Source organism: Bradyrhizobium sp. BR2003, assembly GCF_009720285.1.
Classification (GTDB): Bacteria; Pseudomonadota; Alphaproteobacteria; order Rhizobiales; family Xanthobacteraceae; genus Bradyrhizobium; species Bradyrhizobium elkanii.
Window position 1 is genome coordinate 215,638 of sequence record NZ_SMYJ01000028.1, and the last position, 15,385, is coordinate 231,022.

The following is a 15,385-nucleotide window of genomic DNA, read 5'->3' on the forward strand; positions in this document are numbered from 1 at the left end:
CCTACTCGCGGCCATCCTGCTCAAGATCGAACGTCGACACGCCGTCCGCGCTGGTCGGGCGGGCAAGCACCTCGGGATGCCGAAGGGTGCGAAGCGCATCGTGATAACCGGCGCGCCAATGATCCTGCATCGAGAGACGGGAAAACTCGTAGTCCTTGGAGTGGCCTTCGTAGTTTCGCGCGCGATAGATCAGGTGGACGAGGCTGTGCACGTTGTGAGAGGCAGCCGTCCTGAGCAGCCTGACATCATCTTGCTCGCGCAGTTCTTCAGGCAGCCTGCTCAAGAGAGCTGCCAAGTCCCGCTGCAACCGGTGCAGGCTCTTGAACTGGTCCGTGCTCGCTCGCGTCCGGCTCGAGTATTGAATCTCCTTTTGACGCGTGACGACGTCGGCCATATTGCGCGGAATCTGACCGCGCGCGCTCCAGAGATCGACCTGAAACACGAGCGTGTCCTGACGGGCGCCACACTCGATCACCCACTGCAACGGCGTGTTGGATACGAGGCCGCCATCCCAATAGTGTTCGCCATCGATTTCGACGGCCGGAAAGCCCGGCGGCAGCGCCCCACTCGCCAGGATGTGCTCGGGCCGAATCGTATGCGTCGCCGTGTCGAAATAGACCAGATTGCCGGTCCTCACGTTGACGGCGCCTGCGCTGAACCGCGTCATACCGGCGTTGATGCGATCGAAATCGACGAGACGCTCCAGCGTCGTCTTCAGCGCGCTCGTGTCGTAGATACTTGTGGCGGCAAGCGTTCCACCTGCTTGCAACCAAGGGGCCAGCGGTCGCGCCGAAAAAAAGCCACTCGCGCCAAACATCGCCGCGAAGGTCGCATTCACCTGATTGAGAAAGTTGCGGGTGTGATCACTATTCATCAATTCGGTGAAGGGCGCGTCCAACGTCACCTGCGTCCAGAACTCGCGAAGCCGGTCAACGCGGGAATTGGGCGGATTGCCTGCGATGATTGCAGCGTTGATCGCTCCAATCGAAATTCCGGCAATCCAATCCGGATGGATATTGGCTTCCGCCAGGGCCTCGTAGACGCCACCCTGATAAGCACCCAGGGCGCCGCCGCCTTGCAAGAGCAACGCGATGCAATCGAATGGCAGACGCCGGTCGGCGGTCGTGAGGTGTGGTCGAGGCTGAAAGTTCATGGTTCGTGTACTCTTGGTTTACGGTAGCTGAAGTCCGCGTTCTGTCCGGATCGCGGTCATCGCTGGCTTCGCCGCCTTAATAAAATATACCGTATAGTTTATTTCTTGTTGCGTCAAGCGGGCGCGTTCACAAGCTCGGGCTGCAACTGCTCGAGGCCCACTTACGCCCGACCTGTGTTGACTATCGCAACCAGGTCGACACATTGACGCAATGCCAAGGTCCGCCCCGCCCGCTAGTTGCAAACCAGAACGCGTCGGTGGCGACTGTAGGCGTAGTAGCAGTCGCCTTCGGAATAAGAGCCATCGGTCGGGCTGCCATAGGCATAGCCGGCATAGGCTCCGGCGGCGTAAGCTGCATCATAACCGTATCGCCGCCCGCCATAGCCGTGGCTGAAGCTTCCGTAACGGCTGTAACTGACCGATGCAGAGCGAGCCTGGACCGAGCCTGCAACCGCGGGTCCATCACGACCGCCGGCACGGACGCCGCCAAGCGCCTTTAGATCGCCGCGAGGACCAGTGCCGGCGGCCACCAGCCGAGGAGCAGGACCGCCGAGGCCGCCATGGGCAGCGCCACCAGGCCCCACGGGAGGTGGACTTGCAAATGCGGGAGGACCGCCGGCCGCGATCGGCGGAGGACCGCCCGGCCCTATTGGGGGCGGACCGGGGAATTGCGCAAACACCGCAGTCGGCGCCAACGAAATCGTTGCGAGCGTTACGCTGACGGACAGCATCAAGAGCGTCTTCCTGGACATGATAGTCTCCGTTTTAGATTTGCGTTTCAAGGACCGGCACCGGCGCAGCCGGCGCGAGAGTCGAGTTCGTCGAACGGGTGTCGTGCGTCGGATCAATGGTCTCGCTCGTCGGTCGGTCGTGACCGGGATAAATCCGGAACCACGCCACATAGAGCGCCGGCAGAAAGAGCAGCGTCAGCAGTGTGCCGACGATGATGCCGCCCATCATCGCGTAGGCCATCGGGCCCCAGAAAATCTCGCGCGCGATCGGAATCAGCGCGAGACTCGCGGCGGCCGCGGTCAGCAAGATCGGCCGCATGCGATGCTCCGTCGCTTCAACAACGGCGTCCCAGGCCGGACGCCCCTCCTTCCTTAGATCCTCGATCTGCACGATCAGGATCACCGAGTTTCGGACCAGGATGCCGATCAGCGCCAGCACACCCAGGATGGCAACGAAGCCGAGAGGTGCGCCGCTCGGCAGCAGGGCCATGACAACGCCGATCACGGCAAGCGGAGCGACCGCGAACACCAGGAACAGCCGATGGAAGCTCTGCAACTGAATCATCAGGACGGTAGCCATGACGAACAGCATGAGCGGAACAACGGCCACGATCGGTGACTGGCTCTTGGCGCTTTCCTCCACGGAGCCGCCGATCGCCACCGAATAACCCGCCGGCAGCGCTTTGCTGAACTCCGCCACCCTTGGTGCCAACTGATCCATGATTGTCTTCGGCTGGACGTTGGTGACGATGCCGGCCTTCAGCGTGATCGTGGGAATTCGAGCGCGGCGCCATATCGTCGGCTGCTCGATTTCGTAGCGCAGATTGGCCACGGCCCCGAGCGGCACCGACTGCCCGCTCAGCTGCAGATCCCGGAGCGTATCGATCGAGCCGCGATCGACGGCGGTTGCGCGTCCCGTGACATTGACAAGATAGATGCTGTCGCGAACCTGTGTGATCGGCGTGCCCTCGAGCACCGAGTTCACGGCCGTGGCGATGTCTTCCGACGTCACGCCGAGCTGGCGGGCCTTGTCCTGGAGAACGTCGACCTTGACGACGCGCGCAGGCTCCATCCAGTCGAACACGACATTGCCGAGATCGGGATTGCTCCGGACGATGCCAGCGAGTTCCTGCGAGAGATCCCTGACCTTCGCGACGTCCGGTCCGCTCACGCGATATTGCACGGGACGTCCCACCGGCGGACCGACCTCAAGCAACTTAACGTAGGTGTCGGTGCCTGGAAACGTCTTCCTCAGATATTCCTCAAATTGCGCCTTGACGAGGTCGCGCGCCTTTATGCCGCCCTTGGTCACGACGACTTGCTGGCCAAACCATGCATTGGCCGTCTGCACGTCGAACGACAGCACGAACCGCGGCGCGCCGGTGCCGACATAAGTCGACCAATGCTCCACGGAGCCATTGCCCTGCAGCTGTTCGCGCTCAAAGCGCGCCATCTGCGCATTGGTGTCGGCGATCGAAGCGTTCTGCGGGAGATTCCAGTCAATCACCAGCTCGTCACGGTCCGACGAGGGAAAGAACTGCTGCTGCACGAAATTCATGCCGAACAAAGCGACGAAGAAAGCTGCAACCGTCACGCCGACGGTGATCCAGCGGTGATTCATGCAGACGAGCAGCAGGCGGGCGAACATATGCGCCACCCGGCCCTTCTCCTCATGGTGGCCCTTCATCATGGCGGGCAGAATGGTGACGCCGAGCAGCGGCGTGAACAGCACCGCGACGACCCACGACACGATCAGAGAGACCGCAATCACCACGAACAGGGTGAAGGTGAACTCGCCGGCATTGCTGCTGTTCAGCCCGATAGGAATGAAGCCCGCGACCGTAACCAGGGTGCCCGTCAGCATGGGAAAGGCGGTCGACGTATAGACGTGGGTTGCTGCCCTTTCCAGGGGATCGCCGACCTCCAGCCGGGCCACCATCATTTCGACGGCAATCATGGCGTCATCGACCAGAAGGCCGAGCGCGATGATCAATGCACCAAGCGAAATTCTCTGCAATGAAATGCCGGCATAAGCCATCACCACGAAGGTAATGGCAAGAACCAGCGGGATCGCGATTGCGACGACGAGTCCGGCGCGCATGCCCAAGCTGAGAAAGCTGATGGCGAGAACGATGACCACGGCCTCAAACAGCGCTTCGGTGAAGCCCGACACGGCATGCTCGACGACAACAGGCTGATCGGCAACCAGATGAACGCCGACGCCGATCGGCAGGTCGGCAATGACCTTTGACATTTCCTCCTTCAGCGCCTCGCCGAAGTGGAGCAGGTTTGCGCCGGACTTCATGCCGATAGCAAGCCCGATTGCAGGTTGGCCGTTGTACCTGAACAAGGTCTTGGCCGGATCGACGTAACCGCGCGTGATGGTCGCGACGTCAGTCAGCGGAAAGAAGCGGTCGTTGATCCGAAGATTGACCGCGTTCAGGCTTGCCTCCGACGTGAACCGGCCGTTCACCCGCACGCTGATCCGCTCGGGCCCGTCCTGGAACACCCCGGACGGCGCGACCGCGTTTTGCCCCTGCAGGGAGGTCATGATCGAGTGGACGTCGAGGCCAAGGGCCGCGACCTTCCGGGTGGAGAATTCGAGGTAAATCACCTCGTCCTGCGTTCCCAGAATGTCGACCTTACCCACATCTGGAACGGTCAAGACCTTGGCGCGGACGTCCTCGACCTTGTCGCGCAGCTGACGCTGGGTCAAACCGTCGCTGGTGAAGGCATAGATGTTGCCGAACACGTCGCCGAAGCGATCGTTGAAGCCCGGCCCAATCACACCTTGCGGGAATTCGCCCTTGATATCCGCGATCATGTTGCGGACGCGGACCCAGGTCGGCTTGACGTCAACCGCCTTTGTCGTGTCGCGCAGATAGACGAATACGGTGGTCTGGCCCGCGACCGTCACGCTCTTGGTGTAGTCGAGCGACTCCAGCTCCTCGAGCTTCTTTTCGATCCGGTCGGTGACCTGGCGCGTCATCTCTTCGGGCGATGCGCCCGGCCACTGTGCCTGGATCACCATGGTCTTGATGGTGAAGTCGGGATCTTCCTGACGACCAAGCTGAAGATAGGCAAAGAGGCCGGCCGCCATGAAGGCGATCATGAAGTACCAGACGAGCGAACGGTGGCGGAGCGCCCAGTCGGAAAGGTTAAACGACGTCATGGCTTCTGATCCTGTTCGATACGGACGTGTTGTCCTGGCTTAAGGCTGTGGATTCCGGCGGTCACGATGCGCGCGCCCGGATAAAGCCCGTCGGTGACGCGGGCGCCTGCGGGATCCCCCGCGAGATCAACCTTGTGCAGCGACACGATGCTCGCGGACTGATCGACGACCCAGACGAAATTCGCGCCATCCTTGGCGAGCACCGCCGAGGTGGGGACACGCAATTTCGGAGTCTGCGTTTGGCTGAGCTTCGCCGTAACGGTCGTGCCCAAGCGGAAGCTTTCAGGCGGATTGTTCAGGGCGATACGGACTCGCCGCAGGCGCGTCACGGGGTCTGCCTGCGGGGCGATCTCGCGAACCTTGCCTTCAACCTGAACAGCAGGGAATAGCTGCAAGCCGACCGTGAACGGCAAACCAGTTTCGAGCGGCACCGGGAAATCCTCACCGATATCGACCACCGCCTCCCTGAGGTCGGGCCTCGCAACTGTCACGACATTCTGGCCGGGAGAGACCACCTGTCCGACTTCTGCGCCCACCGCAGTGACGACGCCGGCGAAATCGGCCTTGAGCTGGGCATAGCCCCGTTGCTCGATGGCCTTGATCAAGTTCGCCTGTGCGTGCGCGACCGCCGCGGCGGCACCGGCTCGCGCCTGCTCGGCATTGTCCAGCGTCTGCTTTGTGGTGGCGTCGGTCGTGATGAGGGTTCGCTGCCGCTCCTCGGTCGCCTTGGCAGTCGCCAGGAGCGCCTCGGCCTTCGTAAGCTCAGCTTTGGCCGAACGCACTGCAAGCTCCAGAGCCGTGGAGTCGATGACACCGACAGTTTGTCCTTCGCTGACGAGGTCGCCGACGGAGACGGGACGCCCGGTCAGACGTCCCAGGACGCGGAACGCGAGATTGGTCTTGTATTGCGGCTCAACGACACCAACGGCGACGATGCCGTCCGGGCGGCTCGGCTCGAGGACCATCGACAGCACGGGTCGCACAGGCTCGGGCGCCTTCGCATCCTGCTGACATCCAGCCAGCGCGAGCGCTGCTATAAAGGTGCCGGCTGCAATCGTGACGCGCCGCTTCATGACGGGTCTCCCTCATATGTTACGGCCAGGCCATTGCTGAGCAGCTTGCCGCCATCAATCACGACGCGCTCGCCCGGCTTGAGTCCCGCATTGATCAGCACTTCACGAGCTTCATAACCGCCGATCGTCACCGGCTTGAGCGCAGCTGTTTTGGTCGCCGGATCGACGGTCCAAACCGCGGGCTTCGATCCGGCCACCGCCAATGCGCTCCAGGGCAACGCGATCTGCTGCTGGGCTTTCGCTTTGACAGTTCCCGCAACGGCGCTTCCAAGCGTCATCGCTGCCGGCGGATCGTGGATGGCAATCTTGACGCGGATGGTCGCGCTCTTCGGGTCAATTGCGGGCGACACTTCCCTGACATGCCCGCTCGCCGTCACGTCTGCGTCGGAGACAAGCGCCAGCGATACGCGGCTGTCGTCGAGATCGCCAAACAAGAGAGATTCGTAGATATCGAACACCGCATCCCGTTCACCGTCCTGCGCCAGCGAGAAAACGGGTTGCGCGGCCTGTACGACCTGGCCGACTTCCAGATTGCGCGCGGTGACCACGCCTCCCGCTTCGGCGCGCAGCGTCGTATAGCCAAGGGCGTCTTTCGACGTTCCGAGCTCTGCTTTTGCGGCTTCAAGCGCACCTTCTGCGGTTCGCAACCCTTCCTGCGCCTGATCGTAGACCGTCCGCGTGGTGAAACCGCTTGCGATCAACGTCTTCTGTCGTTCGAAAGTCACCTTGGCCACGCGCAGCTGAGCTTCTGCGGCCAGCACCGCCGCGGTCGCGGCATCGACGTCGGCCTGCTGCTCGGTGGGATCGAGCACAGCCAGGACCTCCCCACCCTCGACGTGAGCGCCGACATCTACATAGCGCGCGAGCACGCGTCCGCTGACGCGGAATGACAGGTCGGCGTGGAAACGGGCCTGGATTTCGCCGGTCATGGTGACGGAGGCTTGACGCTCGCGCGGCTGCACGATCTCCGTCCGCACGATCGCCGTACGCGCGATGGGAGCGGCGGCGTGATCGTTGCAGCCACTCAGCGCGATGGCGGCAAGCGCGGCCGCCAGGCCACCGAGGCCCCTCAGCTTGCTTTTGCGGGCAGCTTGATCGATTTCGCTGTGGTTCGTAGCGTGACAGGTCATAGCAAGTCCATGCGGTGGCGGGGGGACAACAACGCGCCCAGCGCATCCGCCGCTGGACGGGCAGACAACAGTTTGGCTCCGTGAACTGGAGGTCGCGTTGCAACGGGGCGGCTGTCCCGATCGGGGCGGTTCGCTCCTATGCAAAGCGCCGAGGCGTCGGACGTGCTGACGTTTGACCGGTGAGACGACCGCATGCTGCGACGCTTCACCGTCGCCCCGTTCGCCTGCCGCTCACGCTCTGACAGAGGAAACGACACAACGACGGACGTGAATTCGTCACCAAAGCCGTGCTCGACACGGCCCCCGAGCCCCTTGGCAAGATCATTGCTGAGCCGCAGTCCGCGCCCCGCAACGCTCCGTGACGGCCGCGATCCATTGTCCAGGACGATGCAGTTCACCAGCGCGCCGATTCGTGTCAGCTTGATCTTGATTTCTCCGATGCGCGCCTCGAAGCACGCATGGTTCGCTGCATTGGTGACGAGCCCATGGACGATCAATCCGAGCTGCCGGCAGCGCTTGGGTTGGAGCGGAAGAGATTCGGCGGCGATTGCCAGCCGGATATTCATTCGATCCAGCAACGAGCGGCGCAAGGCGCTGCCCATCATGCGGATGTAGGTCGCAGCGTCGATCAGCGCCTTGCCCTTGGGTCCTGCGAGCGCCTGTTGCACATCGGCATAGCCATGCAGCAACTCCACGACATCGCTTAGGGCGCGCTTGGCCTCCGCCCCCTCGACCCTGACGGCCGCGGCGGAGACAATGTTGATCGCCGAGACAAGTCCACCATTGATCCGCTGATTCAATTCGCGCAGCAGGATGCCCTGCTCCACTAATGGCGTATCCGGGCTGCACACAGTCACGACGATCTCCTTTGGTTGCGCCGGACAGGTGGCGACCGAGCGCAGTTGCGGTCGGCCGGTCATCCGGATCAGCTGGCGGAGGCACGGCCATCAAGGCCAACCCAGGCGGGCTGAATTAAACTATACCGTATATTTTCCTTTCATTGCATTTCCTGCCGGGGCATGTCAAGTGGAATCCAGACATGCAAAAGCTCGTGACGAGGAGATCATGATGGCGAAGAACAAGAGCCCGAAACGCGGCAGGCCGCCCAAGGACTTGGCCGGCGACGTCCAGGCGCGGATTCTCGATGCGGCCCAGCAGCTCTTTCTCGAGAAAGGCTTTCGGAGTGCCAGCATCGACGATATCTCCGAGTTGGCTCCTGCGAGCAAGCCGACCATCTACGCGCATTTCCCCGGCAAGGAGGCGCTGTTCACGGCTGTGGTAGCCCGGACGATCAACGGATTGACGGATTTCGAAGGGTTCACACCGACAGGCCGCACCATCCAGGAAAAGCTTGCCAATCTCGGTATCGAAATCGTGGAGAGATTCGTCGAGGACACGTTGGACCTCACGCGTGCGACGATCGCCGAGGCGCGGCGATTTCCCGAGTTAAGCCGGAATGTTCACGACGCGGCGCGCGACCGCGCGGCGGGGGCAGTTTCGCAACTCTTGAACGAGGCGACGCAGAGGGTCGCGCGCTCAGACAAAGGACCCTTCAGCGCAAAGCGGAGCGTTGCCACCGCTCAAATGTTCATGGATCTCATTCTGCTTCCGATGCTGATGAGATCACTGATGGGTGAGGAACTGAAGGATCTCAAAAAAGAGCTGCCAACGTTCCTGCACGAACGCGTCAATTTTTTTCTCGCGGCTTGTGAGGCGGACTGGAAGCGGTGAACCAACCGAAGGCCCCACCGCTATTTTTGCGCCACGGCTTTGGGACGGATTTCGGCGGTCAAGTCGACTGCCACCCACGGTCCATGACGCAGGGCGTCCGCGCAGAAATTCATCATCTCGTCGAACGTGGGCCGAACTGCAGCCGCATTGATCCGCGATGGATTGATATACCCCTCCATCGCTTCAAGCAGGCAACAGGCCATTGCCATTGCACACCCCGGTCGTAGCTCGCCGCTGGCCTGTCCAGCAGCAATGGTCGCGCTCACAAGCCCCCCGGATCCGGTCTGCGTAAGACAGGGCGACTGCCCAGTTCTCTCGGACCGCCGCAGCGACCAATTCGTGTTGCTTGCTGTCGTGCTCCAGCCGATGTTGGTGCAGCTGCGAGATCGTCCTCAAAGCAGCCGTCAGGCGCTCCAGGGCGGAGTCGCCGCGAGTCGCAAGAGTTGCAGCCGCGGACATGCGATCGAACAGATCCGCCACGACCGTCTCTTCGATCGCCTGCCTTGAAGGGAAGAATCGATAAACGTTAGCGGACGACATCGAGGCCCCGCGAGCGATATCGGCGACGGTCGTCTTCCTGAAACCGATCTCACCGTGCAGTCGGATCGCTGCTTGGACGATTCGCCGACGAATGCACGATGACTCGACTTGGCGCATCCGCTTCTGCATCGCCCGCGACCTCAGCGAGATGCGATCGAATGCAATTCATCGCCGGCAGGTTTCGCCGAAGTGACGCAAGGGGTCCATCTCCTCCATGAGCTCTGGCAAATCGACCAGTTCGGGGTTTGGCGAAAGGTAGGTTTCGACGATCAGGCGACCTGCCCGCTCTGCGGCTTGAACCACCTCATCGCTAGAAAGAATCCTCATGCGCCCGACAAGCGCGTACAGATTGACCAATTGCGGAATCTCGGACCTGTCGCTGACGAGCGCCTCGGCATAGAGACGGGAGGCTTCCTCGATGAAACTCCGATAGAGCCGCTCGCGCTTGGCGATCGAGCGGGCATTATGTCGCTCGCGAAGCTTGCGGCGCCGGGTCACCCATCCCGTCACGATCGTGGAGATCGCTCCGAAGGCCGAGCCCCCGAACGCGGCGAAAGCGGGTGCATAAACCGTGTTCATGCGATCAATCCTCTCTCGCGCCGCGACGGGGCGCCCCAATAGTGCCGGCCGAAGCAGCTTCCGCAGCGCGGTCAAAGACGGCTCTGCAAGCATCGCTCAGCGCAGACTCTCTTTGCCGGAGACAGGCCTCTACGTTCGTGGGGTCGGGGATGTAGCTAAGGCACAGCCGGAAGGCGTCAGGCGCGCATGCGGCCCTCTGTTCGGGAGTGCCGCGGTTCTCCTGCGCAAAGGCAGCCGCGTTGCCGAGCGATGCCGCCAGCATGACGACTAATGTGTACTTGATCATACAAAATCCTTCTTCTGCCGAGGCATCGCGCTTTCGAACGGGAAACGCAGCGTCATGCTCCGATTCTCCGCCCGTCGAATTGCCTGAAAACGAGCTTGTGAGTCTTCGCTCTTGACACACCCCGCGGTCCGGGATGTATATGAACTATACGGTTTAGTGTATTTATGGAGCTGAGAATGTCAACCCTTTTGTGGTCGCTCGCAAAGGAAAATCCGTGGCCGGGGCTTGCGCTCGCGGGCCTGAACCTGGTCGTGGCCCTGTCCCTCGTGGCCCTGAGCCTGCTGCTGGGCGTTGCGATAGCGTTGCTCGCCGGGCTACGCGCGTTCGCCGACGAGCGGTCCTGCATCGCGCCGAAAGGACATCAGCGCGGGAGCCCGGCGCTGTGAGCAGAACATCCGTCGTGTCAATGCGTGCGCGCGGCTCAGTCGATGCTCAAGCCCCCGTGTGGGGTTACTTTATGTGGGTCGGCGGAGCGTTGCTCGTGCTGCTCTTTGCAGCCAATTCCCTGCTGCCGGAGCCCCCGCCAAACAAGCTCATCGAATCTCACTCTACGCTTCCGCCGATCCGGATCGCCTCCGAGCTAAAGGGACCGGAAGCAGTTATCATCGATACCAGCCAGCACGGTTTCCCGCCCATTCTCCCGAACGGGGAGACTGCAGTCCCCTCGCCGCTTACCTCGGATGTGGCCGATGCCGCACGACAGCCGCCGGCGTCAATATCCGAGCCAGCCGATGCGAGCGACGTTAGCCCCGCAATCCCGCCCCAGGTCCGTGAAACGTTGGCGCAGTTAGATCCGGGGGTTTCCGATCAAGCCGACTTAAGCACGAGGGCGGTCGGGCTTGCCTTGGAACCACGACGCAAATTCGCACAGACTCGGTCCGGGAAGCGGCGGCGACCTGGTCGGCAGAGTTTCGGTACCACACTCGAACGGTGCGCTTCACTGAGCCAGGGTTCGTGTCGATAGGCCCGTCGTGGACCCTCGCACACCCTTAAGACCACCGATCAGTTTTTCACGGATAGCCACGGGATTTAGCTCATGTCGAAGAAGCGATTGTTAGCGATTATCGTCTTGTCCGCCACGCTTGCTGCTACGGGCGCGAACGCGGATGTCACCCACTCAGCTTCGGACGCCGCAAATAGGGGCGCAGCCACCCAAGGCGATGCCGATGAGGCGGCGATACGTCGCCTGATCGAGCATATTCGCACGATAAAAATACCACTCAGCCAGGCGGTAGCGATCGCCGAGGATTTACATGGCGGTTCGAGGACCGCGTATGTCAGCCTTGAGATTTCCGGTTCGGCCATTTATCGCGTGCGGACGGTAGGCAATGAACGACTTTGGGAAAATGTCATAGATGCGAACACCGGGAGCGTGACAGAGAAGGAAATCTCGTCGTCGCTGAGGGAGCTCAACCGAGAGGACATGGGCAATATCACTGCCCTGAAGTCAGTTGAGCAAGAGCTGTCGGACGCCGTACGCATCGCCGAGAAAGCTGCAGAGGGAAGCGCTCTCGCCGGAGGCCTGATCAAACAGGATGGCAAACTCAACTTCGTGGTCGTCATCGCCAGTGGTGATCGCTTGAAGGAAGTTATGCTTGAGCCGCCCAGAGTCGGCAGGGAAAAGTCGGCTCGCCATTAGGCGCCGCCGACGGCGGCAGGACACGAAGCAAAGCTTTGGGGACGTCGACGCTTCTTCTATTGACCGAGTTTCGTTCAGACAGTCCGATATTCGACGACTTTTCTACAGTGACTCTATGTCGTTGAATTTTGGCGCTCCCTAGGGAACGGCGCGAACTTAGCAAACACAAACACTTAGCCGATAATTTGGGAACTTCCTCGAGCATTGAAACTCAACGTGTTTCTGAGGTCGACCCCAAATCAAAATTCGAACCGCTACGGCATTCTGTTTACTTAGGCCGTCAGCGGTTGGGCGGGTACGAGCGCGTCTCGGTGACCCTGTACGCTGCCCACGATGCGCTGAACCGGCCACTGGGGCGCTTCGCTAGGCGCCGCGACGCTTGGTCCGCTGTTAGCCAAGCGGCCTCCGGGGCGGCCCAATGAGCGCCCTCTCCACTGCAGCGGCGGCATTTTACACATTCATCAATGCCGCTACCTCGCCTGAGGAACTGAATGCGCTTTTGGATGCCCTCTGGCGCCGCCACTGGCCCGCTGGAACGTTCACCGGTGATGAAGCCCAGTTTCTCGCCGAGGCCATTCAGAAGCGCAAACCAGACCGCGGGTTCGTTGCGCGATCGCCCATCGGCGAACTCCGTGCGCGCGTGTCCTCGCGTTTTACGACCCGGCAACGGCCGCGTTCATCCAATCGCCAGGCCTCACGTGACCGGCGGCGCACGCTGGGCAGTTCGTCATCCATGCCGCCCGCAATGAGGGCAATGTTCACTGAAGGACAGCGCGCTGTGCTCGCCATCGTGGCCGGCGAGATCTAACATCATGGCGTTTGTGACTTGCCCTACGACAAGATCGCGGCCGTCGCAGGAGTATGTCGAACGACTGTGCAAACAGCCATGCATGAAGCCCGCCGGTTGGGCTTCCTTCACATCACTGAGCGACCTCAAAGGGGACAGAAGAATCTCACGAACCTTATCCGCATCACATGCGTCGAATGGGTGACGTGGATTAAGCGGGGACCTGTGGCTCACCGACCTGCAACCTACGGATTAGCTGGTCGGATAGGGTCCAAAGCGGTGAAAATGGTGAGCCCCACGAAGAACAGAGATTTAAGAAAGGAAGAGGCTTTGCAAGTAATACGCGGTGGAAGCTTGCCCTAGAAGATCTATCTTCATTGGGGAAGGTCAAGCTCGCATCGCGTCTAAACATTGGCGAAGGTTGACGAATCCGATCTTCCACACCGCTGGGCCGGCGTTGGGTGGTTGGATTGGTCTTGCGGTGCGCGACGCGAAGGCGGCTGGAACGGTCCGCGAGAGATCCTCATGCCGCGTTCGAAGCAATCATCGCAGGGGATTTGCAGGGCCGCCGCAGGAAACTGTGTTCGAGACACATACGCTCGGCGTGTAGCGTCGCTGTCGCCGTCAATCGGCGGACAATCCAGCACCGGCGGCCCAGAGGCTTTACGCGGCAGATTGGTCCGCAGTCTGGCGAACAGCCTGCGACCGCCGTTTTGACCCGGATGACAACGCTGCAGGGAACGGTTATCGTGTCGATCCAATCCCCTGTCAGGGAACGGCGTGTCAAGCGGCAGCTTGACTCGGATCAGAAGGCCAATGAAGGCCCAATCATAGAGACGGAGGAATGTGTCAATGAGCCAGCGCCTGCGCTTCGGCATCTTTCTCGCGCCCTTCCATAAGCCCGGCATTAACCCAACGCTCGCATTGCAGAGCGATCTCGATCTTATTCAATGGCTGGACCGCTGCGGCTATGATGAAGCCTGGCTCGGCGAGCATCACTCCGCTGGCACTGAGATTTCGGCCTCTCCAGAAATCATGATAGCGACGGCGGCCGAGCGCACGCGTCACATCAAACTCGGCACCGGCGTGACCAGCATTTCGTATCACAACCCGCTGTGGGTCGCTGAGCGCATCGTCCTCCTTGACCATTTGACGCGCGGGCGTGCGATGCTCGGCCTCGGCCCTGGCTCGCTTCCGACCGACGGCGTCATGATTGGGCTACAACAGAGTCAGACACGTGGGCTCCTCGAAGATGGCGTTGCCATCATCACGAAGCTTTTGACCACCGACGAACCGGTCACATTCAAAAACGATCGCTGGGACCTACGCGAGGCGCGGCTGCACCTGCGGCCTTACTCCAACCCACTCTTCGACGTTGCCGTCGCTGCCGTAGCGTCTCCTACTGGCGCCAAGCTTGCCGGCCGATATGGCCTAGGCATGCTGTCGGTGGGCGCCACTACCGCCGCCGGCTTTGATGCGCTGGCGCTGCACTGGGATGTACTGACCGCCGAGGCGAAGGCCCATGGCAAGACCGCTGACCGGAACAAGTGGCGACTTGTTGGCTTGTGTCACATCGCGGAAACCAAAGAGCAGGCATATCGCGACGTGGAATACGGCATCGAGCATTGGTTCCGCTACTTCCAGCAGGTCGCTGCATTCCCGCAAATGGCAGTGGTCGGCAACTCGGTTGCCGAAATGATCGAGTTTATCAACGGCTCTGGCCTTGGTGCTATCGGGACACCGGACGCGTGCGCCGCCCAGATCGAGCGGTTGTGGCAACAATCAAACGGCGGCTTTGGCGCCTATCTCCTCTTGGCGCATAACTGGGCCAATCCTTCAGCAACAATGCGCAGCTACGAACTTATCGCGCGCGAGGTCATGCCGCAGTTCCAGGGGCACGCGCAGGCGACGATTGATGCTGCTCGCCGCGCCAAGGAGGTCCGCGAAAGCCTCGCGGCGGCACAGGCGCAAGCCGTCGAAGATGCCCGAGCGCGCTATGGCGCGGAGGTGGCCAAGCGGCCGGCTTGAGTTATTCGACAGGATTGCTTCCACACTCCGACGCACCATCCGCCGGATCTACAGGTTTGCCACGCGGTCGGAGTGGGGGGCGGTCAGAACTCCAGTATTTGATGTCGGCCGACCGGCTGACCTGGTTCTGGTTCACGCGCAGAACCGTGGAATTAAATACAAAAAGCTCACCTCACACTTTGAAGGCCGACGAGGTGTGGGGGGTGGGTAATTCCTCAGCGATATTCAGTCCTCGGACCGGCCTCACTCCCATTCAGAGATTTTTTTCTGGTCCGGCAGCATTTTTGGGTCGGGTGATCAAATTGCGCACCCGTAGCTCATGAAATACGAACGATGTTTCAATCGCTTGCGGAAGAAGGACTATGGAAACCGCTAGGTGCTCATGAAAACTTGAGCAATTTTTTTCAACACTGGGAACTGAGCGATCTGGCCGGCGTCCCTTAGATATCTTGCGCTCCCGTGTTGCGTCCGGCTCCAAAGAGAAAGGTTTTGCAACGCCTCATGCGATCGACGATGTCGCTTCCGCGAGTAACGGC

At 61.2% G+C, this 15,385-nt stretch carries 13 protein-coding genes; 5 read left to right on the forward strand and 8 right to left on the reverse strand.

What is annotated here, in order from left to right:
* Position 1: 1 nt before the first annotated feature.
* From E2I15_RS23400 to E2I15_RS23420, 5 genes are all read right to left on the reverse strand, one after another.
* Entirely contained in the window at positions 2-1,153 is a 1,152-nt protein-coding gene (locus E2I15_RS23400; protein ID WP_137478078.1) for a DUF3734 domain-containing protein, read from the reverse strand.
* A gap of 765 nt (positions 1,154-1,918) precedes the next feature.
* Positions 1,919-5,056 carry an efflux RND transporter permease subunit gene (locus E2I15_RS23405; protein WP_137478080.1) on the reverse strand — a complete coding sequence of 1,046 codons (3,138 nt, stop codon included), beginning with the start codon at positions 5,054-5,056 and terminating at the stop codon, positions 1,919-1,921.
* A complete protein-coding gene (locus E2I15_RS23410) occupies positions 5,053-6,129 on the reverse strand; it encodes an efflux RND transporter periplasmic adaptor subunit (protein ID WP_137478081.1) in 1,077 nt (358 codons plus the stop codon). Before E2I15_RS23410 ends, E2I15_RS23405 begins: the two co-directional genes overlap by 4 nt.
* On the reverse strand, positions 6,126-7,259 hold the full coding sequence (locus tag E2I15_RS23415) for an efflux RND transporter periplasmic adaptor subunit (RefSeq protein ID WP_137478082.1): 1,134 nt from the start codon (positions 7,257-7,259) through the stop codon (positions 6,126-6,128). The genes E2I15_RS23410 and E2I15_RS23415 overlap by 4 nt, the downstream gene beginning before the upstream one ends.
* The gene (locus tag E2I15_RS23420; RefSeq protein WP_246667993.1) at positions 7,256-8,179 is read right to left on the reverse strand and encodes a sensor histidine kinase family protein; all 924 of its coding nucleotides are present in this window, start codon (positions 8,177-8,179) and stop codon (positions 7,256-7,258) included. The genes E2I15_RS23415 and E2I15_RS23420 overlap by 4 nt, the downstream gene beginning before the upstream one ends.
* A 148-nt stretch (positions 8,180-8,327) precedes the next feature.
* On the opposite strand from E2I15_RS23420, the gene E2I15_RS23425 reads away from it, so the two are divergent.
* On the forward strand, positions 8,328-8,990 hold the full coding sequence (locus E2I15_RS23425; RefSeq protein ID WP_137478083.1) for a TetR/AcrR family transcriptional regulator: 663 nt from the start codon (positions 8,328-8,330) through the stop codon (positions 8,988-8,990).
* A gap of 20 nt (positions 8,991-9,010) precedes the next feature.
* Here the strand turns inward: E2I15_RS23425 and E2I15_RS39330 are convergent, their stop codons facing one another.
* From E2I15_RS39330 to E2I15_RS23435, 3 genes are read right to left on the reverse strand one after another with little or no spacing between them, the layout of a single operon-like run.
* Positions 9,011-9,256 (reverse strand): hypothetical protein, encoded by a 246-nt coding sequence (locus E2I15_RS39330; protein ID WP_246668005.1) that lies wholly within the window; start codon positions 9,254-9,256, stop codon positions 9,011-9,013.
* Entirely contained in the window at positions 9,174-9,659 is a 486-nt protein-coding gene (locus tag E2I15_RS23430; RefSeq protein WP_338134460.1) for a TetR/AcrR family transcriptional regulator, read from the reverse strand. Before E2I15_RS23430 ends, E2I15_RS39330 begins: the two co-directional genes overlap by 83 nt.
* A 36-nt stretch (positions 9,660-9,695) precedes the next feature.
* Entirely contained in the window at positions 9,696-10,109 is a 414-nt protein-coding gene (locus E2I15_RS23435; RefSeq protein WP_137478084.1) for a hypothetical protein, read from the reverse strand.
* Between the two features lie 462 nt (positions 10,110-10,571).
* On the opposite strand from E2I15_RS23435, the gene E2I15_RS23440 reads away from it, so the two are divergent.
* The 4 genes from E2I15_RS23440 to E2I15_RS23455 all read left to right on the forward strand — a co-directional run bounded on the left by E2I15_RS23440 (position 10,572) and on the right by E2I15_RS23455 (position 14,849).
* Positions 10,572-10,781, forward strand: coding sequence for a hypothetical protein (locus E2I15_RS23440; protein ID WP_137478086.1), 210 nt, complete (start codon positions 10,572-10,574; stop codon positions 10,779-10,781).
* Positions 10,782-11,431: 650 nt separating this feature from the next.
* The gene (locus E2I15_RS23445) at positions 11,432-12,034 is read left to right on the forward strand and encodes a PepSY domain-containing protein (RefSeq protein ID WP_137478087.1); all 603 of its coding nucleotides are present in this window, start codon (positions 11,432-11,434) and stop codon (positions 12,032-12,034) included.
* A gap of 418 nt (positions 12,035-12,452) precedes the next feature.
* Positions 12,453-12,842 (forward strand): hypothetical protein, encoded by a 390-nt coding sequence (locus E2I15_RS23450; protein WP_137478088.1) that lies wholly within the window; start codon positions 12,453-12,455, stop codon positions 12,840-12,842.
* A gap of 831 nt (positions 12,843-13,673) precedes the next feature.
* Positions 13,674-14,849, forward strand: a complete 1,176-nt coding sequence (locus E2I15_RS23455; RefSeq protein ID WP_137478089.1) for an LLM class flavin-dependent oxidoreductase — start codon at positions 13,674-13,676, stop codon at positions 14,847-14,849.
* Positions 14,850-15,385: the final 536 nt, after the last annotated feature.

What these genes read in the sequence shown, in the direction of transcription:
- E2I15_RS23400 (WP_137478078.1), bottom strand. Translation starts at nt 1,153, where the DNA reads ATGAACTTTCAGCCTCGACCACACCTCACGACCGCCGACCGGCGTCTG.
- E2I15_RS23405 (WP_137478080.1), bottom strand. Translation starts at nt 5,056, where the DNA reads ATGACGTCGTTTAACCTTTCCGACTGGGCGCTCCGCCACCGTTCGCTC.
- E2I15_RS23410 (WP_137478081.1), bottom strand. Translation starts at nt 6,129, where the DNA reads ATGAAGCGGCGCGTCACGATTGCAGCCGGCACCTTTATAGCAGCGCTC.
- E2I15_RS23415 (WP_137478082.1), bottom strand. Translation starts at nt 7,259, where the DNA reads ATGACCTGTCACGCTACGAACCACAGCGAAATCGATCAAGCTGCCCGC.
- E2I15_RS23420 (WP_246667993.1), bottom strand. Translation starts at nt 8,179, where the DNA reads ATGACCGGCCGACCGCAACTGCGCTCGGTCGCCACCTGTCCGGCGCAA.
- E2I15_RS23425 (WP_137478083.1), top strand. Translation starts at nt 8,328, where the DNA reads ATGGCGAAGAACAAGAGCCCGAAACGCGGCAGGCCGCCCAAGGACTTG.
- E2I15_RS23430 (WP_338134460.1), bottom strand. Translation starts at nt 9,659, where the DNA reads ATGCAGAAGCGGATGCGCCAAGTCGAGTCATCGTGCATTCGTCGGCGA.
- E2I15_RS23435 (WP_137478084.1), bottom strand. Translation starts at nt 10,109, where the DNA reads ATGAACACGGTTTATGCACCCGCTTTCGCCGCGTTCGGGGGCTCGGCC.
- E2I15_RS23440 (WP_137478086.1), top strand. Translation starts at nt 10,572, where the DNA reads ATGTCAACCCTTTTGTGGTCGCTCGCAAAGGAAAATCCGTGGCCGGGG.
- E2I15_RS23445 (WP_137478087.1), top strand. Translation starts at nt 11,432, where the DNA reads ATGTCGAAGAAGCGATTGTTAGCGATTATCGTCTTGTCCGCCACGCTT.
- E2I15_RS23450 (WP_137478088.1), top strand. Translation starts at nt 12,453, where the DNA reads ATGAGCGCCCTCTCCACTGCAGCGGCGGCATTTTACACATTCATCAAT.
- E2I15_RS23455 (WP_137478089.1), top strand. Translation starts at nt 13,674, where the DNA reads ATGAGCCAGCGCCTGCGCTTCGGCATCTTTCTCGCGCCCTTCCATAAG.